The organism is Enterobacter sp. YSU (assembly GCF_016082135.1).
In the GTDB taxonomy this organism is placed as follows: domain Bacteria; phylum Pseudomonadota; class Gammaproteobacteria; order Enterobacterales; family Enterobacteriaceae; genus Enterobacter; species Enterobacter hormaechei_C.
The window spans coordinates 4,468,062-4,488,952 of sequence record NZ_CP059487.1 but is presented as its reverse complement, the minus strand read 5'-3'; the positions used below and the strand labels follow the sequence as shown (position 1 = coordinate 4,488,952).

The window sequence follows — 20,891 nt, the reverse complement described above, 5'->3', positions numbered from 1 at the left end:
ATGACGGTTTTAGGCAGAAAAAGGCGGGTCTGACCAGTGTGCAGAGAATAAATAGTTTAGCAACGTTTAAGTATTGCTGTGGAGAGTGTAGCCGGGTAAGCGTTAGCGCCACCCGGCCTACGTTCTTACTGCGCGTTCTTATCTTCCAGTTCTTCAAGTTCGCTTAAGATGACGTCAGGGTCGGTTCCCGGCGGCGGCACTTCATGCACCCAGGCGGAGAAGAGACGCCAGGTTACCGCAAGCAGCACCGGACCGATGAACAGGCCAATCATGCCGAAGGCAATTAACCCCCCGATCACCCCGGACAGGATCAGAATCAGCGGCAGGTCAGCGCCCATGCGGATGAGGAGGGGACGGATCACGTTATCCATGGTGCCCACCACGCAACTCCAGACCAGTAGCACCGTGCCCCAGGTCGTGTCCCCCGTCCAGTAAAGCCAGATAATGCAGGGAACCAGCACCAGCAGCGGACCGAGCTGAGCCAGACAGGTCATCAGCATGACGACGGTGAAAATGGTGGCATAAGGTACGCCGGAAATTGCCAGCCCGATTCCGCCAAGTACAGCCTGCACCAGCGCTGTGACCACCACGCCGAGCGCTACCGCGCGGACGGCCTGGGCTGCCAGCAGCACGGCCGCATCGCCGCGTTTACCTGCCAGTCGGGTGGCGAAATGACGTACCCCCAGCGCAACCTGCTCGCCGCGCCAGTACAGCAGGGCGCTGAAGACCAGCATCAATGTACAGTGCATCATGAAGCGACCAATGTGCGCAGCCTGCCCCACAAACCAGGTGGTGGTTGTGCCGATGTACGGACGTACTTTGGCCATCAGCGCGCTACCGCCCATCTCCAGCAGGCTGTGCCAGCCGCTGTACAGTTTTGCGCCCACAACAGGAATGCTGTTCAGCCACGCGAGATCCGGCAGCGTCATATCACCGCTGGTGACCGCGCGAATAACCGGGCCGCTACTGTCAACCAGGCTGTTAACCAGCAGTGCAATGGGAATAATAAACAGCAGGAACAACAGCAGCGTCATCACCAGCACGGCCAGGCCGCGGCGACCAAACAGCAGTTTCTGCAAACGTAAGAGTAAAGGCCAGGTTGCGACGACGACGGTCGCGGCCCAGGCAAATCCGAGCACGAAAGGACGAACAATCCACAGACACGCAATAATCATAATGGCTAAGAACAGCACCGACAGCAGTATCTGCGCGACATCCCTGGGCTGACGAAGATTGACCATAAACGAAACTTTCCTTAAATGAACACCAGCAAGGCTGATGGGAATATAAACCGCATCTCTCTAATCATTAGTGATTTCAGCGATTTTTGACAGGCGGATTTTGCCCGTAATTCTACGAAGCACATAAGAAAAAAATGTGATAAAACTTTCCAGACACAACGCAAACGATTTCACACTATTCTCATTAGGGTCGACAGCAATGATCCCACAGATTTCTCAGGCACCGGGCGTCGTTCAGCTGGTGCTTAATTTTTTGCAGGCACTGGAGCAACAGGGTTTTACAGGTGACACCGCCACCGATTATGCCGACAGGCTGACGATGGCGACCGATAATAGTATTTACCAGCTTCTTCCCGATGCCGTCGTTTTCCCGCGCTCTACCGCCGATGTGGCGCTCATCGCCCGTCTGGCGTCGCAGGAGCGTTTCAGCACCCTGGTCTTTACCCCACGCGGCGGCGGGACGGGTACCAACGGGCAGGCGCTGAACCAGGGCATCATCATTGATATGTCCCGCTATATGAACCGCATCATTGAGATCAACCCGGAAGAGGGGTGGGTGCGAGTGGAAGCGGGAGTGATCAAAGATCAGCTGAATCAGTTTTTGAAACCTTACGGCTATTTTTTTGCGCCAGAGCTTTCCACCAGTAACCGCGCGACCATTGGCGGGATGATCAACACCGATGCCTCGGGGCAGGGCTCGCTGGTCTACGGCAAAACCTCCGATCACGTTATGGGTGTGCGGGCGGTGCTGCTGGGGGGCGATATCCTTGATACCCAACCGATGCCGATCGAGCTGGCCGAAACTCTGGCAAAAGAGAGCACCACCAGCGGACGGATTTATCGTACCGTGCTGGAGCGCTGTCGCGAAAATCGCGAACTGATCCTCAACAAATTCCCGAAGCTTAACCGCTTCCTGACGGGCTACGATCTGCGCCATGTCTTTAATGACGATCTGAGCCAGTTCGATCTTACCCGCGTACTGACCGGGTCAGAAGGGACGCTGGCCTTCATCACCGAAGCGCGTCTGGATATCACCCGGTTGCCAAAGGTGCGCCGTCTGGTGAATGTCAAATACAACTCCTTTGACTCTGCGCTGCGTAATGCACCGTTTATGGTGGAGGCGCGGGCGCTGTCGGTGGAAACCGTCGATTCAAAAGTTCTGAACCTGGCCCGGGAAGATATCGTCTGGCATTCGGTGAGCGAACTGATTACTGACGTGCCGGATAAAGAGATGCTCGGCCTGAACATCGTCGAGTTCGCCGGGGATGACGCAGAGCTGATTGAGAGCCAGGTAAGCACGCTCTGCCAGCGTCTGGACGAGCTGATTGCCCAGGGGGAAGGCGGCGTCATTGGCTGGCAGCTGTGTAACGATCTCTCCGGCATCGAGCGAATCTACGCGATGCGTAAAAAAGCGGTGGGGCTGCTCGGCAACGCGAAAGGGGCGGCGAAGCCGATTCCGTTTGCGGAAGATACCTGCGTGCCGCCGGAACACCTTGCTGATTATATTGTGGAGTTTCGCGCGCTGCTCGACAGCCATGGTCTGAGCTATGGCATGTTCGGGCACGTGGACGCGGGTGTGCTGCACGTGCGCCCGGCGCTGGACATGTGCGACCCGCAGCAGGAGATCCTGATGAAGGAGATCTCCGACGAGGTCGTGGCCCTCACGGCCAAATACGGCGGCTTGTTATGGGGCGAGCACGGCAAAGGATTCCGCGCCGAGTACAGCCCGGCGTTTTTTGGCGAACAACTTTACGCCGAGCTGCGTAAGGTGAAAGCCGCTTTTGATCCCGATAACCGCCTCAACCCGGGAAAAATCTGCCCGCCGGAGGGCGTTGATGCGCCGATGTTGCAGGTGGACGCCGTCAAGCGCGGCACCTATGACCGACAAATTCCGATTGCGGTACGCGCTTCCTGGCGCGGCGCGATGGAGTGCAACGGCAACGGGCTGTGCTTCAACTTCGATGTGAAAAGCCCGATGTGTCCGTCGATGAAAATCACCAGCAACCGCATTCATTCCCCGAAAGGGCGTGCCACGCTGGTGCGCGAATGGCTGCGCCTGCTGGCCGACCGCGGCGTTGACCCGCTCAAGCTGGAACAGGAGCTGCCGGAAAAACGCGCCAGCCTGCGCGGGCTTATCGAACGCACCCGCAACAGCTGGCATGCGAACAAAGGCGAATACGATTTCTCGCATGAGGTGAAAGAGGCGATGTCCGGCTGCCTGGCGTGCAAGGCGTGTTCAACCCAGTGCCCGATTAAAATTGACGTACCGGAATTCCGTTCCCGCTTCCTCCAGCTGTACCACACGCGTTATCTGCGCCCGATGCGCGATCATCTGGTGGCGACGGTGGAGAGTTACGCGCCGCTGATGGCCCGTGCGCCAAAAACCTTTAACTTCTTTATCAACCAGCCGCTGGTGCGCAAACTGTCAGAAAAACATATCGGCATGGTGGATCTGCCGCTGCTGTCGGTGCCATCGCTCCAGCGTCGGCTGGTGGGGCACCGCTCGGCGAACATGACCCTGGAACAACTGGAAGCATTAAGCCCTGAGCAGAAAGCGAAGGTGGTGCTGGTGGTGCAGGATCCGTTTACCAGCTATTACGATGCCCAGGTGGTGGCCGATTTTGTCCGACTGGCCGAAAAAATCGGCTACCAGCCGGTGGTGCTGCCGTTCTCGCCGAACGGCAAGGCGCAGCACATAAAAGGTTTCCTCACCCGCTTTGCGAAAACCGCGCAGAAAACTTCAGATTTTCTGAATCGCGTGGCGCAGCTCGGTATGCCGATGGTGGGCGTCGATCCGGCGCTGGTGCTCTGTTACCGGGATGAATATAAGCAGACGCTCGGCGATAAGCGCGGTGATTTTCAGGTCTTACTGGTGCACGAGTGGCTGCCTGCGGTGCTGACGCAAACGCCCACTCAGGAGGTGAGTGGAGAAGCCTGGTATCTGTTTGGGCACTGCACCGAAGTGACGGCGCTGCCGACGGCGCCTGCCCAGTGGGCTTCTATCTTTGCCCGGTTTGGCGCGAAGCTGGAAAGCGTTAACGTGGGCTGCTGCGGTATGGCCGGAACCTACGGCCATGAAGTCAAAAACCACGCTAATTCGCTCGGCATTTACGAGCTGTCGTGGCATCAGGCGATGCAGCGCCTGCCACGCAACCGCTGTCTGGCGACGGGCTACTCCTGCCGCAGCCAGGTGAAACGGGTGGAAGGTAACGGCGTCCGCCATCCATTGCAGGCTTTACTGGAGATTATCGGATGATCTGGAAACGTGCGTTCACCCTTGAGGCCTTAAATGCCATGGGCGCGGAGAACATGGTTGGTTTGCTGGACATCCAGTTCACGCGCATTGGCGACAACGAACTGGAAGCGACGATGCCGGTAGACAGCCGCACTCATCAACCGTTTGGCCTGTTACACGGCGGCGCGTCCGTCGTGCTGGCCGAAACGCTGGGGTCGGTGGCGGGCTACCTGTGTACGGAAGGAGAGCAGAAGGTGGTGGGTCTGGAGGTCAATGCCAACCACATCCGCTCCGTTCGCAGCGGGCGCGTGCGCGGCGTCTGCCGGGCGCTGCATGCCGGAAGCCGTCATCAGGTGTGGCAGATTGATATTCTGGACGAGCAGGATCGCCTGTGTTGTTCATCCAGGCTGACGACGGCCGTTGTGTAAAGTTTCCAGATGTCTTGCTTTTGGTCAAAAATTAGCCGCCTGATTGTGATATACTGGTCACGTTTTGAACATAAGCGAGGACATCATGGATACTGAAATAACCCCAACACAGCTGGCAATTGAATATTTACGTCGCGATAAAAGCAATCTGTCTCCCGCGCAGTACCTGAAAAAGCTGAAACAGCTTGAGCTGGAATTTACGGATTTGCTGGCGCTCTCTTCAAACGAACTGAAAGAAGAGATCTACTTTGCCTGGCGGTTGGGCGTTCACGTCCATTAAGCAGTGAAGAAAAGGCCGCAAGCGCGGCCTTTTTTGTGTCTGACATTCAGTATCTGGCAGGCAGTTTGTTAATTTTAATCAGCCGGCCTTCTTCCATTTCGATGAACCCACCCGTTTTCAGATCAGCCAGGATCCGCATTACGCCACTGCGGGAAAGATGGGTTTTATCCCTGATATACCTTTCTGCCGTCACGCCGCGTCGGTAGCTGTCATCTTCCTGCATCAGCAGCACGAGCTGCTGGCGAATCATCTCGTACGCGGTTGGCGCGCCTTTCGGCATGACGTTGTGATAGAGGCGGTTATAGACAAACATCAGATGATTAGAAAGCAGCCCCCACAGCGCCTTCTCTTTGATAATTTCAGCCACCCGATCGGTCGTGAGCACACCAATCAGGCAAGGCGTTACCGTTCGGAGGTAGTCATTAAAATAAATGTCCGTCAGGTTAGCGAGGCCAAACAGGGCGGGACTGCGCGCCGTTGAAAGCATCATGTCGTCGCTTCTTCTGTATATGGCGACCGTGCCATCAAGAATTAAATAACACATGCTCTGCCCGTCAACCTGGAGATCAAGTTGCTCGCCGGGATCGGTTTTATGCGTGGCGCAGTGCGGCTGTAAATGAGAAATCAGTTCCTGAGCATAGGGAGAGCCGCGATGCGATGGTTTGTCAGAAGACATAGCGTTAACCTGGAAAGAGACTGTACTCTCTATAGTGTCGCTCTTCTTTTCCACCTTCTCCAGAGATAAATACAGCCTCAGTACTTACGGGGTAAGTGATGGATCTCTACTAGTACGCCACGCTCCATGGTGATGTATTTCCCCGTCCGCAACTCCGCGAGGATCCGCATAATGCCGCTGCGTGAAAGATAGGTGCGGCTTTTGATATAGGCTGCGGCGGTAATGTTTTGTCTTATGGCTTCCGGCTCCTGCATTAACTCAACCAGTTGAAAGCGGATAATGTCATAAGCCGACATTTGCGATATCTGGGCGCAATGTTCGTAGACGCGCGATGCGGTGTAGATCAGCAGATTTGAGAAGTGCTCCCATAAATTCTGTTGTGCGACAACATGATTGAAACACGCCAGCGAAACGCTGGCCACCTCTGAAGTTTCCAGCGCTCTGACGTACAGGTGTTCAGACGATAACTGGCTGCTCACGCCGAGTATAAATGGCGCGGATTCAGAATTTAAGACGATACCGTCCCCGCGACGGTGTAACGCCACGCTGCCATGCAACAGTAAAAAGCATTGACGGGTATCGCCGGAGCAATAATGGATAATTTCTCCTCTGGCAATAATGCCTCTCTCCGCATGCGGCAAAACATTATCGATTATTTTTTCAATGTGCTTAAAAGGCTTAGCGCCGAGCACTGTTGACTTATCAATTTCTGACACAGGCGCGAACCGGGTATTCATGTGAGACCTCACTGTCTGATGCGATCATTTTTTGATCGACATAAGGAATTATCTTAAAAACCAGCAGGTCAGGGAATATTTGCGGCAAGTCTAATTATAGACTCACCTGTTTTTAAGTGTTAATTAATTGAAAATGAAACCTTTTTTATTCAGGTCTAAAAGTAGACTGCGGCTATTATTCTTAAGGTATTTCCACGTGTATATGTTTTGTAATTGTTAAAAGAGGATCCACAGCTAGACCTCAAAATTGATTGTATGCGCAAAAAGAGTTGTATAAATTTTGACTCGTCGGAGGGGTTTTATTTCTTTAACTGAATATCGGTAATAACTAGAGTAATACGGGATATAAAATTATGAATAAAAAATTGATGATGGCAATGTTAGCGGCAGGTTCTGTACTCACCATGACCAATGCATTCGCAGCGGCCGGTACCGTTAATTTTAACGGGAATATTCTGGATTCTGCCTGCGACGTTGATGTGGCATCCCAGAATCAGGTGGTGGTATTAGGCGATTATTATAAAACGGAATTCCCGACAACCGGGGCGAGAACGGCTGCGACGCAATTCAATATTATTTTGAAAAACTGCCCGGTAACGGTCACCAATGCAAAAGTCCGTTTTGACGGTACGCCGGATCTAACCAACGCCAGCCTGCTGGCGATTGATACGTCCGTGGCGGGGGCGGCCACCGGGGTGGCGATTAACCTGATGACGGCAGATAAAGCCGATCTGCCGCTGCACGGCAGCAACAGCTATATTTACCCGCTCAGCAGTACGGCTGATAATACGCTGAACTTCTACGCGCAGTATATCGCCACCGCGGCATCCGTGACCGCGGGCCCGGCTAACTCGGTCGCAAACTTCTCTGTGGTATACAACTAAGTCATTGCAGTAATCAGCAGGGGCCCGCCCGGCCCCTTGTTTTATGAGGTATTAAAATGCGTTTTATCACGACAATGGGCCTGGCTATGGCGCTGTTACCGCTGACGTTAACATCCGTCAGTGCAGGAGTAATTATTGGCGGCACCCGTATTATTTTCGATGGGGCTAAAAAAGAGGCGTCAATAGGTATTACTAATCCTGATAACGTTCCTTATTTAATCCAGTCGTGGATAGATGTTCAGGATGAACAATCGGGTAAAGCGCCTTTTATTATTACGCCACCACTGTATCGGCTGGACGGCGGGCAAAAAAACCTTGAGCGTATTGTCATGACCGGTTCGCTGCCACAGAGGCAGGAGAGTTTATTCTGGCTGAACATTAAAGCTATTCCGTCAGCCTCAAAGCAGATGAACTCGCTACAAATTGCCGTCAAAACGCGCATCAAATTAATTTATCGACCAGAGACTCTTCGTGCGTCTACCCCCGAGGAGCAAGCCAATAAATTAACCTGGCATCGTGCGGGGAATTCCCTTCAGGTTAATAACCCTACGCCGTACGTTATCAATTTCAATGAAATTACGTTGGGTGATAAGAAACTTGACGATGTCACGTACGTGATGCCTTCAGGCTCAGCCCGTTTTCCGTTACCGAACGGAACCAGTGGCAATACGCTGACGTTTAAAGTCATTAACGATTATGGCAGCCCTGGCGAATTACACCGGGCCAGTTTGTGATCCTTACGCGTTTATCAGGTGTTCGTCATGACAACGGCATTGAATACAATGCAGCCTGCGCGCCTGGCAATATTTATTGCCCTCGCGCTTGCTGGTGTCTCTCCCACACTGTATGCCAGTGAGACGTTTAATACGGAACTGGTAGAGCTGGATAATCCCGGAATGGGGAAAGCGGATTTATCTGCCTTTGAATCCGGCTCGCAGGCGCCCGGGACATACCACGTTGATATTATTCTTGACGATCGGCTGCTGGAAACGCGGGATATTCGTTTTATGGCAGTGAAGGATGCTAACGGCAGTGAAACGTTGCAGCCGTGCCTGAGAATCGGGCAGTTAAAAGCGTGGGGCGTGAAAACGGCGCTTTTCCCGCAGCTCGCCGCCGGGGAAGGTGAATGCGCCGATCTCAGGGCGATCCCACAGGCCAGCGCGGATTTCCAGTTTGGCGCCCAGCGTCTGGCGATTAGCATTCCACAGGCGGCTATAGACCTGCCAGCGAGAGGTTACGTTCCGCCGGATATGTGGGATGAAGGCATTACCGCGGCCATGCTCAACTACAGCCTGAGCGGGGCAAACAGCCGGGCAAGAAGCGGGGCAGGCACCCGCAGCGACAGCCAGTATGCAAACCTGCGGCCGGGGATCAACGTCGGTCCCTGGCGGTTACGCAACTACACCACCTGGTCCCGCGATGCGTCCGGCCAGGATAAGTGGGACAACGTCTATACCTGGATGCAGCGCGCGATTAATCCCCTGCAAGCCCAGCTTACGCTCGGAGACAGTTCCGCGCCTGCCGATGTCTTTGACAGCATGCCGTTTCGCGGCGTCCAGCTGGCGTCTGACGACGATATGCTGCCGGATTCCCTGAAAGGCTATGCGCCGGTGGTGCGCGGTATTGCGCGAACTAACGCGCAGGTCGTGGTGCGTCAGAATGGCTATCAAATCTACCAAAGCTATGTGGCGCCGGGCGCGTTTGAGATCGCGGATATGTATCCCACCGGCGGCGCGGGCGATCTTGATGTCACGATCGTCGAAGCTGATGGTAGGGAGCAACATTTCACCCTGCCGTACGCTTCGCTGCCGGTCCTGCAACGGGAGGGGCGCCTGAAATATGCCCTTACCGCCGGGCAGTATCGCTCGTATAACCGTAGCGTGGAGAAAACCCCCTTCGGGCAATTGACCGGAATTTACGGCCTCCCTCACGGTATTACGCTCTATGGCGGCGTCCAGGGGGCAGATAAGTACCAGTCGGCGGCTCTGGGGGTGGGCAAGAATATGGGCGATCTCGGGGCGATATCCGCAGACGTCACTCAGGGCTGGTCAACGCCGGAGCATGCCGCGAAAACAAACGGTCAGTCGTGGCGGGCCCGATACAGCAAGAATTTTATCAATACCGGGACCCACTTTTCGATTGCCGGGTATCGCTACTCGACCCGCGGCTATTACGGCATGCAGGACGTCCTCGATTCGTACGGCGACAGCAGCGCGCTTCAGGACAGGCGACGTAACCGTGCCGAGCTGACGATGAGCCAGACGCTGGGGGACAACCTGGGCGCGCTTACCCTCACTGCGGCGCGGGAAGATTACTGGAATGACGGTAAGTCGATGGCTTCGTGGAGCGTCGGCTATAGCAACTACTGGCACAACATCAGCTATGGCCTGACATGGACCTACAGCAAAAATGTCCGCTCAGCGTCAGAAACCCGCGACAGCCAAAAAAACGCTAACCACGACCAGCTTCTGGCGTTCAACGTCAGCATTCCGCTGGATAAATTTTTGCCGCAGACATGGGCTAACTATGGCATGAACGCCAGCGGGAATAACGGGACGACGCATAACGTCGGCCTGAACGGGGTAGCGCTCGAGAACCGTGCCCTGAACTGGAACGTACAGCAGGGATACGGAACAGAGGGTGTGGGCTATACCGGCAATGTTAACGCGGACTACAAAGGCACCTATGGCGAAGTCACGGCAGGTTATGGTTATGACAAAAACAGTGAACGCCTGAATTACGGGCTGCAAGGCGGCATTCTCGCCCATGCTGATGGCATCACGCTTTCCCAGCCGCTGGGGGAGACCAGCGTCTTAATCAAAGCCCCTGGCGCCCACGACGTGGATATCCGCAATCAGCCCGGTGTACGGACAGATTTTCGCGGATATACGGTCGTGAGCAACCTTTCTGTCTACCGGAAAAACGATCTCACCCTCGACCCGGAAACGATGCCGGACGATGTCGAGCTGGAGATCAACACCCGCACGGTGACGCCGACGCGGGGAGCGGTGGTGAGAGCCGATTATCTGACGAAGTCAGGACACCGGGTGCTGATGACCTTGACCGACAACGACCGCGCCGTTCCGTTTGGGGCGGTGGTCACCCTTGTGGGTGATGACAGCGGCAGTTTTATTGTCGGCGATCGCGGTCAGGTCTATTTAACCGGGATGCGCGAGCAGGGAACGTTAGTCGCTACATGGGGAAGTCAATCCAGTCAGCAATGCCGCGCTGATTTCACGCTGCCGAATCACTCAACGTACGGTGGGATCGCTGATATGCGCGCCACCTGCCGTCAGGAACGCTAACATGAAATGTCTTAACGCGATGCTGCTGCTCTGTTTGCTCGCGGCGGCAAATATGGCTCGTGCCGGTACCTGCACCACCATCACCCCGCAGCTTTCCACCCTGTCCGTGGGGACGATCAACGTGCAGCGCGATGCGCCTGTCGGCACGGTGGTATTTTCTGGCGCGGCGTCAGCCACAGGCTCCTATCTTACCGGGTGTACGAATCCGCTGATGCTGGGATTCAGCCTGCGCTACAACGGCGCCACGTTGAGCAGCTACGGCAACCATGTTTACAACACGAACGTCAGCGGGATAGGGATACGCTTTTCTTCCAACGGCTATTTTGAAAACCCGAGCAATACATTTTCCTACAATGCGCAGACCTCCTATGTGGACTGGTACGGCGGGAGGATTGAGCTGGTGGTGACGGGGCCGGTCTCATCGGGGGCATTAACCCCCGGGACGATCGGTGTCGTGACCCTTCAGGGAAGCGATGGCCTCTACCGTGACGGTCTGACCACGCAGCTCACCTCCGGCACCATCAATGCGCTGGCGTGCACGGTGAATACGGCCCAGCTGACGTTTCCGATAGGGGATATTCCCGCCTCGGCGTTCGGCTCCACGGTGGGCACCACGCCAGCGGGAGCACAGAACACGCAAAACCTGGGCCTGACCTGCGCCGCCGGAACCAATATTACGGTCTCGCTCAGTGGAATACAGAACCCGGACAGCGCCAATACCAGCGTGATGGCCTTAACCGGGCAGGGAAATGCCGGCACTGCGAAAGGGGTGGGGGTGCAGCTTATCTATAACGGTGCACCGCTGGTGATGAACAGCAGACTATTCTTGCGGCAGTCTGCCGGGGGGCAAGAGACGTTGCCATTAACGGCCCGATATTACCAGACGTTAACCCGCGTGGAGTCAGGTTCAGCGAATGCCTCCGCCACCCTTAATTTGACCTACCAGTAGCAGGTAAGAAGATGAAAATAAGATGCAGGACACTGCTTTTACTTGCCTTACTCAGCGGGAAGGTATGCTCCGCTGATAGCGTCAACATCGGTGTGACGGGAAATATCGTTGCGTCGCCGTGCATATTTAATGGCGGCAGTAACAGCCTTGATGTCAACCTGGGCAATATTCAGGCAACCAATATGGCGACGCCGGGCTCAACATCGGATCCGGTGCCTTTCAGTCTCCTGTTTACCCAGTGCCCAACCGGAACGCAGAGTGTGACCGTCGCTTTCACCGGCAGCCCCGATCCCGAGGCGGGCGCGGACTATTTTATGAACAGCGGTTCGGCCACGCACGTGGCGATAGCCATGCGCGATGCCCAAACCGGCGCGCTTAAAGGAACAGGCACCAGCTTGAACCAGACCATTGCCGCGGACAGAACCGCGACAATGGCTATGCTGGCCTCGGTAAAATCTATGCCGGGAGGCGCCACGCCGGGGAGCATCAGTGCGGTTGTGGTGATGACGATGCAGTACAACTGAATGCCGTTGATAAGCCTTTTTTAAAGACGTTGGTGTGAACTATGTTAAATATTCTGATTCAGGAAACGGATCTGTTTTTTCAGGCTGGGCTACAGAGCTTTTTCGAAGATTTTTTTAAGCATAACTTTCATCGCTCCATCACATTTCACCTGGCGCTGACAAATGAAAACGTCAGCCAGGCCGATATTATTGTTCTTTCATTATGTCAGGGGGAAACGCTGACCTGTTTTCCGGAGTTACTGGCCCGGCAAAAAGGAATTGTGATAGGTCTCGTCGACGATGAGCTGCGCTTTTCGGCGCTGCCTTCCTGCTTTCAGGACATTATTTTTCTTCCGCGCCGGGCGTCGCTTGACCGTATTAGCGGCGTTCTGTTTATCGCGTGGTTCAGGACGCAATTACCAGGTTACACGTTGAATAAAAAGACCTGTTTCGACTGCCAGCATAAAGGTTTATCCCGGCAACAGATTCGTATTATGGTCAATTTTTACCGGGGGCTGTCGGTGGTGCAGACCGCGAACGCGTTGAAGATGAGCGAAAAAACGGTCTTTACCCATAAATATATGATGATGCAGAAATTTAATCTGCGAAGCGATTACGAGCTGATCGTACTATTGAGAAGGCTGATGGAGAAAAAGAGCCGTCCGAACCTGCTTCGCGATTACCTGGAAAATAATTATGCACAACAGATAACGTAAAACAGCAGCGGATAGCGGGCCGGGCAGCGAAAGCCGCCACCCGGCAATGCATTTAAACGTTAACCGCAGCGATCAAACGCGTCTTCATGGTCTGGTACGCGCAAGCCGCAAAATCCTCCGCCCAGCGCTGGTCCTCGATCGCCTCCAGCTGCATGGCGCAATATTTCGTTTCCGGCGTTCTGGAGATCGGGTCGAGATTATCCTGCGTCAGCTCATTACAGGCGCCAATCCACCACTGGTAGGTCATATAGATTGCTCCCGCATTGATGCGCTCGCTAATGCTGGCGCGCGTGATCACTTTACCCCGGCGTGAACGTACCCAGACCAGCTGGCCCTCGGCAATCCCCCGTTCATCCGCATCGGCCGGGTTCATTTGCACCCGGCCCGGCTCGTCGGCCAGGCTTTGCAGCGCCGCGCAGTTCCCGGTCATTGAGCGACAGGAGTAGTGACCCACTTCGCGCACCGTGCACAGTACCAGCGGGTAATCCGCATCCGGTGTCTCCGCCGGGGCGCGCCAGGGGGCGGCAAATAGCTGTCCTTTGCCAGTAGGGGTGTCGAACTGGTTATCCTTGTACAGGTAGGGGGTGCCGGGATGATCGAGGGATGGGCAAGGCCACTGCACATGGCCCATCTCGCCCATTTTTTCGTAGGTCACGCCGTAGAAGAGGGGGCACAGCTCGCGCATTTCGTCCCAGATCTGCTGGTTATCCTCGTAATGCATGGGATAACCCATCTCCGTGGCCAGCAGGCTGATGATCTCCCAGTCGCGCTTCACGTTGCCGCTGGCCTCAATGGCTTTGCCGAAACGCTGGAAGCCGCGATCGGCACAGGTGAACACGCCGGCGTGCTCTCCCCATGAGGTGGCAGGGAGCAGCACGTCAGCCACCTCTGCCGTTTTGGTCATAAAGATGTCCTGAACCACCACAAAATCGAGCGCCTCAAAGCCGCGGCGGACCAGTCCCAGATCGGCTTCTGTCTGAAGCGGATCTTCCCCCATGATGTAATACGCTTTAATCTTTCCTTCCAGCGCGAGATGTGGCACTTCGGTGATACGCGTCCCGACGCGATCGTCCATCCGGTTGACATTGATTTTCCACGCATCGGCAAATTTCAGTCTGACCGCCGGGTCAGTGACGTCCTGGTAGCCGGGGAACATATTGGGCAGAACGCCCATATCGCAGGCACCCTGAACGTTATTTTGCCCGCGAACCGGACCCACGCCGACGGCAGGGCGGCCCAGGTTGCCGGTCAGCAGCGCCAGGCTGGAGAGACCTTTCACCACATCGACCGCCTGACCAAACTGCGTGACGCCCATCCCCCACATCACCGTTGCTGAAGGCGCCGCTGCGAACATGCGCATTGCCTGACGAACATCCCGCGCGCGGATCCCCGTCAGATGTTCAACCTGCTCGGGTGCGTAATCTTTTACCGTCAGCCGGTACGCCTCAAGCCCTTCTGTAAAGCGGGCAACGTAGTTTTTGTCGTACAGTTCCTCTTCCAGCAGGACATAGCCAAAGGCATTGACCAGCGCCATGTTACTGCCATTTATTAGCTGAAGATGAAGATCGGCAATGCGTGCCGTTTCAATATGACGCGGATCGCAGACGATGATTTTAGCGCCATTTTCACGTGCTTTAAGCACACGTCGGGCGACGATGGGGTGAGAGTCGGCGCAGTTATAGCCGAATACCAGCAGGCATTTTGAGTTTTCAATATCGTTAATGGAATTGCTCATGGCGCCGTTGCCGAGGGTCTCCTGTAAACCGGCAACGGACGGACCGTGACAGACGCGGGCGCAGCAGTCGACGTTGTTAGTATTCAGCACCGCTCGGGCAAATTTTTGCATCACATAGTTGGTCTCATTGCCCGTTCCCCGTGAGGAACCCGTGGTCATAATGGACCGAGGGCCATACTGTTCTTTGATGCTTTTAAGCCTGTGAGCGGTATAGCGAATGGCCTCTTCCCAGGTAACAGGGGTAAAGGCCTCGCCTTTGCTGTAGCGGATCATGGGCTGCGTCAGACGGGGGGTAAGCAGCCGTGTGTCGTTAAGAAAGTCCCAGCCGTAGAACCCTTTCAGGCAAAGCGTGCCCTGATTGGTTACGCCATCAGCGGCTTCGGCACGGATAATCCGGTTATTTTTTACGACGAGGTTTAGTTTGCAGCCTGCACCGCAGTAGGGGCAGACGCTGGCGATTTTTTTCATCAATAACAGACCTGTTAAGAAATGAAGCAATGTTTACTGGAAAGCCCAGTCCCTTAGCGGACTAAGCAGGATCCATGCCACATTCAGCGTTCTTGATTAACAGGGCGTTAGAGGAGAGAGGGTGTGTCATCGTCAGTCTGTTCGTCAGAATTGACGATGACACGCTATCCGTAGGGATGGGGGAGGCGTTAAAGATCGTCCATGGTGTAACCGACGACAATTTCCAGCGTCTTGCGGATCACATCCGCCTTAACGACATCGTCGGTGGATTCCAGCGCCTGGATTAGCCAGAGAATGATCGCTTTGTTGGTCAAATGACCTTCGGAAGCGAGAACACAACGAACCGCAGTCGAAAAAATGGCAGACTCTTCAGCAAAGCGATCGCCTGCGTGACGGAAATACTCCGACAACGCGCTATCTAAAAAGGCCGAGTGGTATTCGGGTTGAAGCTGAATATTTTGTCTCATTTGTTCTCACCGTAGCTGTAAAGTTGTAGTCAATGTATCTTTTTAGGATCGGACGGTTTTCCATTTCCAAATAACGGCACTACATTGTCTCGGTTATTTTTGAGAGATCCCTCTCTCTGTATTCGTCCTTGTGCGGTTCTGCGACCTTTAAAAGCGAGCGTACCAGAGCTGATTTCAGCTATCACTCGCGCTAATGTCTCCCGCCGCTGGGGATCCGTTTCATATGCTTGCATGTTACGCATACGCTGAACCAATCCCTCGGTCGTCACGGGACCGCGCTCCTTCAAAAGTGAAAGAGCGGCTTCTCCAATAAGCTGGTCGATCAGTCTGTCCGCATCACTGCTGTTCATGACATTAACGTTCGAAGAGCAGGCCAAGAAGCATGTGATAATGATGTTCCTCTTCCGGGCCATTGGCCTTTTCAAGGCGACTCAACAGTTTTGTGCAGAGCGATTTGCGATTCAGATTTCGCCCGTCGCTAAGAATTTCAACAACAACCTGACCCAATGTTTCCTGTTGGGTTGGAAGCGCGGCTTTTTCGAAATACTGCGCAATCGCTGTTGCCGAGTCTGCGAGGTGTCCGTTCTGCTGCATGTTTCGCTCCTGTAAATTTTCGTAATCAGTAACGTTACATTTAAGGTATACATAATTTTCAAATCTGTACATTTAAAATGTACAATTTTTTAAAGATTTTATTATATATTTTATAAAATCATTATTTATCAAGTGTTTATTCTTATACGATTTACTGCGGGATTCACAAGATATATTGTACAATCCGAAGCGGCGTTGCAGAGTTGTACAAGCCCGTAAATGACGCAAAAAAGCCGTGTAAATCGTTGAGATGTAAATTATTTGTTGGGCAATTAATGTGCTATAACAGAGTTCTCCCCACGTGTTTTCGTGGTCACCCCCTCAATCTTCAGGATTAGCATGCTCACAACCATCATTTACCGCAGTCATATCTGCGAGGACGTTCCAGTTAAAGCGCTGGAAGACATGGTCGCTGCTGCAAATTGTAGAAATCGCCAGTTCGATGTTACGGGGATTTTGCTGTTTAACGGCACACACTTTTTTCAGTTACTTGAAGGGCCCGCTGATAACGTTAAGGAGATCTATGAGCTCATCTGCCGTGACCCACGGCATCACAACGTGGTCGAGTTATTAAGCGATCACGGGCCTTCAAGACGTTTTGGCAACGTGGGTATGGAGCTCTTTGACCTTCGTCAGTACGATACCGACGAAGTGCTGCAACAGGTTCTTGATAAAGGCACAACCCGCTATCAGCTGACCTATAACGATCGCGCCCTGCAATTTTTCCGCACCTTCGTTGAGTCTACTGAAAAAGCCAACTACTTTGAGCTGCCTCCGGCTGACGCCTGGGAATTTGTCACCGAAAACACGCCGTTATCCACCCAGCCGACGGTAGTGGCAAAGGGCGCGGACTGTAGTTTTGCGTTTCAACCTATTGTCGATCCGTTTATGCAGCAGGTGGTTTCCTGGGAAGCCCTGATCCGCACGCCGTCCGGAGAGTCGCCGGAAAGCTATTTTGCCAACCTGTCGCGTGAGGCACTGTACGAATCGGATCTGAAGAGTAAGCAGGTGGCTTTGTCGATGGCCAGCGCGCTGGGCCTACAGACTCAAACGTTGTCCATCAATCTGCTGCCGATGACGCTGGTCAATGTTCCTGGCGCCGTCGATTTTTTACTGACGGCAATTGAGGCGAACGGTTTTGTGCCGGAGCAAATTGTGGTCGAGTTCACCGAGAGCGAGGCGATCTCGCGCTTCGAAGAGTTCACCAGCGCAGTCAGACAGCTTAAAAGCGCCGGGATCAGCGTGGCCATCGATCACTTTGGCGCGGGATTCGCCGGTCTGCAACTGCTGGCCCAGTTCCAGCCGGACAGAATCAAGATCAGCCGTGATTTGATTGCCAACGTACACAAGAGCGGCCCGCGTCAGGCTATTATTCAGGCGATCATTAAATGCTGTGCGTCTCTGGAAATTCTGTTCTGTGCGGTAGGCGTAGAGCTGGCTGAAGAGTGGATGTGGCTGGAATCTGCCGGGGTTTCTCAGTTCCAGGGACACCTTTTCGCCAGCCCGCGTCTGGGGGGCGTTCCGGCGATTGCCTGGCCTGATAAAAAGTACGATTTATAAAAACCTGTACGTAACTGTTAAGAGTAACCTGTACGTACGGCGAAATTTATACAACAATACATTAACGAGTGAGTGGTTCATTGAGCCATTCACTTGTCTCAGAACGAGGAGTTAGTTATACAAATGATTTGTACAATCTGATAAGGTTGGTTTGGTTAGGTATGGAAGTAATGTGCGTGAGGGAGTTAATGGCCTATTACAGTATCGGCGAAGTGGCCGAACGATGCGGTATCAACCCCGTTACGCTGCGTGCCTGGCAGCGCCGTTATGGATTGTTGAAGCCGCAGCGAAGCGAAGGGGGTCATCGTCAGTTTGACGATGAAGATATCCTGCGTATCGAAGAGATCAAGCGCCTGATGAAAACGGGTGTTTCGGTCGGTAAAGTAAAAGCGCTTCTTGAAAATACAGAAGTGATGACTCAGGGTAACTGGGCATCGTTTCAGGAAGAGATGTTAACCGTTCTGCGCTATGCCAACCCGGCAAAACTGCGTGCCAAAATCGGCGAATTCCGCCGTGACCATGCGATGGATGTTCTGATAGATAACATCATCACCCCTGTGCGTCAGCGAATGAACCAGGACCAGAATACGGTGCGCCACATGGCGAGCCTGCTGGACGGTGTCCTGATTGAGTTTGCCGTTGCAAGCCTGGGTGAGTCGCGAAAAAAAGCAGGTAAGGATGCGCTGCTGATTGGGTGGGAGTGCGACGACCGTACGCATTTGTGGCTGGAAGCGGCCCGTCTTGCCTACAAAGGCTGGCATATCGACGTGCTGGCTGAGCCGATTGACTCTCCACGTCCTGAACTCTTCCCCGGGCAAAAAATCTTCGTCTGGACCGGTAAAGCGCCTACGCCTCGTCAACAGGAGCAGCTCGACCACTGGCGTGAACAGGGTTTCGCCGTTTCGTTCCATCACTGATGTTAAGGGGTCCGTCAGGGCCTTTTTGTCTTTTCGAGTCAGCTTTCTTATTGGAAGATAGCTATCTCAAAAATAGGTATTTCCAATACAATTTTTCTCATTGCCCGCCAACTTACCGCCTTTCTTATGAAATGCATTATTTATCAATGCATTGAACAAATCTAACCATCCCATCCGCATCCCGTCACAGGGTCTATGCTTAATGAAAGTAGCCAAAAAGGGCGGTTTAGCCCAAAGCCCCTGCTCGCAGGGGGTTGAAGTGATAATCGTTATCACTAACATGGTGTTATGCCCTGGTGGCTTATCAGATGAGGTGGACCTATGGAACTGCATTCAGAAACCTTCAATCCGGCCGATTTTGCCTGGCGTGGTTTAACGCTGACGCCCGCGGCGGCGGCGCATATTCATGAGCTGGTGGCAAAAAATCCCGACATCCTCGGCGTACGCTTAGGCGTTAAGCAGACTGGCTGCGCGGGATTTGGCTACGTGCTGGATACCGTAACCGAACCTGAAAAGGACGATCTGGTCTTTGAAACTGACGGTGCAAAGTTATACGTCGCGCTACAGGCGATGCCGTTTATCGATGGAACCGAAGTCGACTACGTTCGGGAAGGTTTAAACCAGTTATTCAAATTTCATAACCCGAAAGCCCAGAACGAATGCGGCTGCGGCGAAAGCTTTGGGGTATAGGCGGTACTATGTCTCGTAATACTGAAGCAACGAGTGATGTAAACACCTGGAGCGGCGGACACCTCAACTATAAAGAGGGTTTCTTCACGCAGCTGCAAACCGATGAGCTGGCGAAAGGCATCAACGAAGAGGTCGTGCGCGCCATTTCGGCGAAACGTAACGAGCCGGAGTGGATGCTGGAGTTTCGTCTGAGCGCATTCCGCGCGTGGCTGGAGATGGAAGAACCCCACTGGCTGAAAGCGCATTACGATAAGCTGAACTATCAGGATTATAGCTACTACTCCGCGCCCTCCTGCGGCAGCTGTGATGATACCTGTGCCTCGCAACCCGGCGCGGTTCAGCAAACCGGCGCGGAGAACAGTTTCCTGAGCAAAGAAGTTGAAGAAGCGTTTAATCAGCTCGGCGTGCCCGTGCGCGAAGGCAAAGAGGTGGCGGTAGACGCCATTTTTGACTCCGTCTCGGTGGCAACCACCTACCGTGAAAAACTGGCGGAGCAGGGGATCATTTTCTGTTCCTTTGGTGAAGCCATTCACGATCACCCCGAGCTGGTGAAAAAGTATATTGGTACCGTGGTGCCGAGTAACGATAACTTCTTCGCGGCACTGAATGCGGCGGTGGCGTCAGACGGCACCTTTATCTACGTGCCGAAAGGCGTGCGCTGCCCGATGGAGCTCTCGACCTATTTCCGCATCAACGCGGAAAAAACCGGTCAGTTTGAACGCACCATCCTGGTGGCCGATGAAGGCAGCTACGTCAGCTATATCGAAGGGTGCTCCGCTCCTGTGCGTGACAGCTACCAGCTGCACGCGGCGGTGGTGGAGGTGATCATCCATAAAGATGCGGAAGTGAAGTACTCTACGGTACAGAACTGGTTCCCGGGCGACGGCAACACCGGTGGTATTCTGAACTTCGTCACCAAACGCGCGCTGTGCGAAGGCGAAAACAGCAAAATGTCCTGGACGCAGTCAGAAACCGGCTCCGCCATTACCTGGAAATACCCGAGCTGTATTCTGCGCGGCGACAACTCCATCGGTGAGTTTTACTCCGTGGCGCTGACCAGCGGTCATCAGCAGGCCGATACCGGCACCAAGATGATCCACATCGGTAAAAACACCAAATCGACCATCATCTCCAAAGGGATCTCTGCCGGTCACAGCCAGAACAGCTATCGCGGGCTGGTGAAAATCATGCCGACGGCAACCAACGCGCGTAACTTCACCCAGTGTGACTCCATGCTGATTGGCGCGGACTGCGGGGCGCATACCTTCCCGTATGTCGAATGCCGCAATAACAGCGCCCAGCTTGAGCATGAGGCAACTACGTCACGTATTGGTGAAGATCAGCTTTTCTACTGCCTGCAACGCGGGATCAGTGAAGAAGATGCGATTTCAATGATCGTTAACGGCTTCTGTAAGGACGTGTTCTCTGAACTGCCGCTGGAATTTGCCGTTGAAGCCCAGAAACTCCTCGCCATTAGTCTTGAACACAGCGTCGGTTAAGGAAAGC

20 protein-coding genes are annotated in these 20,891 nt (G+C 54.0%); 13 read left to right on the top strand and 7 right to left on the bottom strand.

What is annotated here, in order from left to right:
- Nucleotides 1–125: 125 nt before the first annotated feature.
- A complete protein-coding gene (ydiK, locus tag H2Z33_RS21520; RefSeq protein WP_015570721.1) occupies nucleotides 126–1,241 on the bottom strand; it encodes an AI-2E family transporter YdiK in 1,116 nt (371 codons plus the stop codon).
- 199 nt (nucleotides 1,242–1,440) lie between these two features.
- Here ydiK and H2Z33_RS21515 point away from each other — a divergent pair, with 199 nt between their 5' ends.
- The 3 genes from H2Z33_RS21515 (at nucleotide 1,441) to H2Z33_RS21505 (ending at nucleotide 5,184) form a co-directional block, all read left to right on the top strand.
- Nucleotides 1,441–4,497: an FAD-binding and (Fe-S)-binding domain-containing protein gene (locus H2Z33_RS21515; RefSeq protein ID WP_032670067.1), complete on the top strand. Its 3,057-nt coding sequence runs from the start codon at nucleotides 1,441–1,443 to the stop codon at nucleotides 4,495–4,497.
- The gene (gene menI, locus H2Z33_RS21510; RefSeq protein WP_047726921.1) at nucleotides 4,494–4,904 is read left to right on the top strand and encodes a 1,4-dihydroxy-2-naphthoyl-CoA hydrolase; all 411 of its coding nucleotides are present in this window, start codon (nucleotides 4,494–4,496) and stop codon (nucleotides 4,902–4,904) included. Before H2Z33_RS21515 ends, menI begins: the two co-directional genes overlap by 4 nt.
- Nucleotides 4,905–4,989: 85 nt before the next feature.
- On the top strand, nucleotides 4,990–5,184 hold the full coding sequence (locus tag H2Z33_RS21505) for a YdiH family protein (protein WP_003857766.1): 195 nt from the start codon (nucleotides 4,990–4,992) through the stop codon (nucleotides 5,182–5,184).
- Nucleotides 5,185–5,230: 46 nt separating this feature from the next.
- Here H2Z33_RS21505 and H2Z33_RS21500 read toward each other — a convergent pair whose 3' ends face one another.
- Entirely contained in the window at nucleotides 5,231–5,860 is a 630-nt protein-coding gene (locus tag H2Z33_RS21500; RefSeq protein ID WP_063135071.1) for a helix-turn-helix domain-containing protein, read from the bottom strand.
- A 77-nt stretch (nucleotides 5,861–5,937) separates the two neighbouring features.
- Nucleotides 5,938–6,597, bottom strand: coding sequence for a winged helix-turn-helix transcriptional regulator (locus H2Z33_RS21495; RefSeq protein ID WP_032670986.1), 660 nt, complete (start codon nucleotides 6,595–6,597; stop codon nucleotides 5,938–5,940).
- Nucleotides 6,598–6,950: 353 nt separating this feature from the next.
- On the opposite strand from H2Z33_RS21495, the gene H2Z33_RS21490 reads away from it, so the two are divergent.
- Genes H2Z33_RS21490 through H2Z33_RS21465 form a run of 6 tightly spaced genes read left to right on the top strand, consistent with a single transcriptional unit; the run spans nucleotide 6,951 to nucleotide 12,954 of the window.
- Nucleotides 6,951–7,481, top strand: a complete 531-nt coding sequence (locus H2Z33_RS21490) for a fimbrial protein (protein ID WP_047717796.1) — start codon at nucleotides 6,951–6,953, stop codon at nucleotides 7,479–7,481.
- A 56-nt stretch (nucleotides 7,482–7,537) separates the two neighbouring features.
- A complete protein-coding gene (locus tag H2Z33_RS21485) occupies nucleotides 7,538–8,215 on the top strand; it encodes a molecular chaperone (protein ID WP_063135072.1) in 678 nt (225 codons plus the stop codon).
- A 27-nt stretch (nucleotides 8,216–8,242) separates the two neighbouring features.
- Nucleotides 8,243–10,786, top strand: coding sequence for a fimbria/pilus outer membrane usher protein (locus H2Z33_RS21480; RefSeq protein WP_063135073.1), 2,544 nt, complete (start codon nucleotides 8,243–8,245; stop codon nucleotides 10,784–10,786).
- Nucleotide 10,787: 1 nt separating this feature from the next.
- The gene (locus H2Z33_RS21475; protein ID WP_023296361.1) at nucleotides 10,788–11,735 is read left to right on the top strand and encodes a fimbrial protein; all 948 of its coding nucleotides are present in this window, start codon (nucleotides 10,788–10,790) and stop codon (nucleotides 11,733–11,735) included.
- Nucleotides 11,736–11,746: 11 nt separating this feature from the next.
- On the top strand, nucleotides 11,747–12,259 hold the full coding sequence (locus H2Z33_RS21470; RefSeq protein WP_062937681.1) for a fimbrial protein: 513 nt from the start codon (nucleotides 11,747–11,749) through the stop codon (nucleotides 12,257–12,259).
- A gap of 41 nt (nucleotides 12,260–12,300) precedes the next feature.
- A complete protein-coding gene (locus H2Z33_RS21465) occupies nucleotides 12,301–12,954 on the top strand; it encodes a helix-turn-helix transcriptional regulator (protein WP_032670990.1) in 654 nt (217 codons plus the stop codon).
- A 52-nt stretch (nucleotides 12,955–13,006) separates the two neighbouring features.
- Here H2Z33_RS21465 and fdhF read toward each other — a convergent pair whose 3' ends face one another.
- The 4 genes from fdhF to ycgZ all read right to left on the bottom strand — a co-directional run bounded on the left by fdhF (nucleotide 13,007) and on the right by ycgZ (nucleotide 16,218).
- On the bottom strand, nucleotides 13,007–15,157 hold the full coding sequence (gene fdhF / locus H2Z33_RS21460) for a formate dehydrogenase subunit alpha (protein WP_063135074.1): 2,151 nt from the start codon (nucleotides 15,155–15,157) through the stop codon (nucleotides 13,007–13,009).
- A 188-nt stretch (nucleotides 15,158–15,345) separates the two neighbouring features.
- A complete protein-coding gene (locus H2Z33_RS21455; protein WP_032653318.1) occupies nucleotides 15,346–15,624 on the bottom strand; it encodes a biofilm/acid-resistance regulator YmgB/AriR in 279 nt (92 codons plus the stop codon).
- A gap of 29 nt (nucleotides 15,625–15,653) precedes the next feature.
- On the bottom strand, nucleotides 15,654–15,974 hold the full coding sequence (locus tag H2Z33_RS21450; RefSeq protein WP_198091810.1) for a hypothetical protein: 321 nt from the start codon (nucleotides 15,972–15,974) through the stop codon (nucleotides 15,654–15,656).
- A gap of 4 nt (nucleotides 15,975–15,978) precedes the next feature.
- On the bottom strand, nucleotides 15,979–16,218 hold the full coding sequence (gene ycgZ, locus H2Z33_RS21445) for a regulatory protein YcgZ (RefSeq protein WP_017384632.1): 240 nt from the start codon (nucleotides 16,216–16,218) through the stop codon (nucleotides 15,979–15,981).
- A gap of 339 nt (nucleotides 16,219–16,557) precedes the next feature.
- Between ycgZ and H2Z33_RS21440 the strand changes: the two genes are divergently transcribed.
- From H2Z33_RS21440 to sufB, 4 genes are all read left to right on the top strand, one after another.
- Entirely contained in the window at nucleotides 16,558–17,778 is a 1,221-nt protein-coding gene (locus H2Z33_RS21440; protein WP_032670065.1) for a diguanylate phosphodiesterase, read from the top strand.
- Nucleotides 17,779–17,966: 188 nt separating this feature from the next.
- Nucleotides 17,967–18,695, top strand: a complete 729-nt coding sequence (locus H2Z33_RS21435; RefSeq protein ID WP_017384631.1) for a MerR family transcriptional regulator — start codon at nucleotides 17,967–17,969, stop codon at nucleotides 18,693–18,695.
- 321 nt (nucleotides 18,696–19,016) lie between these two features.
- Nucleotides 19,017–19,385 carry a Fe-S cluster assembly scaffold SufA gene (gene sufA, locus H2Z33_RS21430; RefSeq protein ID WP_003857741.1) on the top strand — a complete coding sequence of 123 codons (369 nt, stop codon included), beginning with the start codon at nucleotides 19,017–19,019 and terminating at the stop codon, nucleotides 19,383–19,385.
- A gap of 8 nt (nucleotides 19,386–19,393) precedes the next feature.
- Nucleotides 19,394–20,884, top strand: a complete 1,491-nt coding sequence (gene sufB / locus H2Z33_RS21425) for a Fe-S cluster assembly protein SufB (protein WP_003857739.1) — start codon at nucleotides 19,394–19,396, stop codon at nucleotides 20,882–20,884.
- Nucleotides 20,885–20,891 lie beyond the last annotated feature (7 nt).

What these genes read in the sequence shown, in the direction of transcription:
- ydiK (WP_015570721.1), bottom strand. Translation starts at nt 1,241, where the DNA reads ATGGTCAATCTTCGTCAGCCCAGGGATGTCGCGCAGATACTGCTGTCG.
- H2Z33_RS21515 (WP_032670067.1), top strand. Translation starts at nt 1,441, where the DNA reads ATGATCCCACAGATTTCTCAGGCACCGGGCGTCGTTCAGCTGGTGCTT.
- menI (WP_047726921.1), top strand. Translation starts at nt 4,494, where the DNA reads ATGATCTGGAAACGTGCGTTCACCCTTGAGGCCTTAAATGCCATGGGC.
- H2Z33_RS21505 (WP_003857766.1), top strand. Translation starts at nt 4,990, where the DNA reads ATGGATACTGAAATAACCCCAACACAGCTGGCAATTGAATATTTACGT.
- H2Z33_RS21500 (WP_063135071.1), bottom strand. Translation starts at nt 5,860, where the DNA reads ATGTCTTCTGACAAACCATCGCATCGCGGCTCTCCCTATGCTCAGGAA.
- H2Z33_RS21495 (WP_032670986.1), bottom strand. Translation starts at nt 6,597, where the DNA reads ATGAATACCCGGTTCGCGCCTGTGTCAGAAATTGATAAGTCAACAGTG.
- H2Z33_RS21490 (WP_047717796.1), top strand. Translation starts at nt 6,951, where the DNA reads ATGAATAAAAAATTGATGATGGCAATGTTAGCGGCAGGTTCTGTACTC.
- H2Z33_RS21485 (WP_063135072.1), top strand. Translation starts at nt 7,538, where the DNA reads ATGCGTTTTATCACGACAATGGGCCTGGCTATGGCGCTGTTACCGCTG.
- H2Z33_RS21480 (WP_063135073.1), top strand. Translation starts at nt 8,243, where the DNA reads ATGACAACGGCATTGAATACAATGCAGCCTGCGCGCCTGGCAATATTT.
- H2Z33_RS21475 (WP_023296361.1), top strand. Translation starts at nt 10,788, where the DNA reads ATGAAATGTCTTAACGCGATGCTGCTGCTCTGTTTGCTCGCGGCGGCA.
- H2Z33_RS21470 (WP_062937681.1), top strand. Translation starts at nt 11,747, where the DNA reads ATGAAAATAAGATGCAGGACACTGCTTTTACTTGCCTTACTCAGCGGG.
- H2Z33_RS21465 (WP_032670990.1), top strand. Translation starts at nt 12,301, where the DNA reads ATGTTAAATATTCTGATTCAGGAAACGGATCTGTTTTTTCAGGCTGGG.
- fdhF (WP_063135074.1), bottom strand. Translation starts at nt 15,157, where the DNA reads ATGAAAAAAATCGCCAGCGTCTGCCCCTACTGCGGTGCAGGCTGCAAA.
- H2Z33_RS21455 (WP_032653318.1), bottom strand. Translation starts at nt 15,624, where the DNA reads ATGAGACAAAATATTCAGCTTCAACCCGAATACCACTCGGCCTTTTTA.
- H2Z33_RS21450 (WP_198091810.1), bottom strand. Translation starts at nt 15,974, where the DNA reads ATGAACAGCAGTGATGCGGACAGACTGATCGACCAGCTTATTGGAGAA.
- ycgZ (WP_017384632.1), bottom strand. Translation starts at nt 16,218, where the DNA reads ATGCAGCAGAACGGACACCTCGCAGACTCGGCAACAGCGATTGCGCAG.
- H2Z33_RS21440 (WP_032670065.1), top strand. Translation starts at nt 16,558, where the DNA reads ATGCTCACAACCATCATTTACCGCAGTCATATCTGCGAGGACGTTCCA.
- H2Z33_RS21435 (WP_017384631.1), top strand. Translation starts at nt 17,967, where the DNA reads ATGGCCTATTACAGTATCGGCGAAGTGGCCGAACGATGCGGTATCAAC.
- sufA (WP_003857741.1), top strand. Translation starts at nt 19,017, where the DNA reads ATGGAACTGCATTCAGAAACCTTCAATCCGGCCGATTTTGCCTGGCGT.
- sufB (WP_003857739.1), top strand. Translation starts at nt 19,394, where the DNA reads ATGTCTCGTAATACTGAAGCAACGAGTGATGTAAACACCTGGAGCGGC.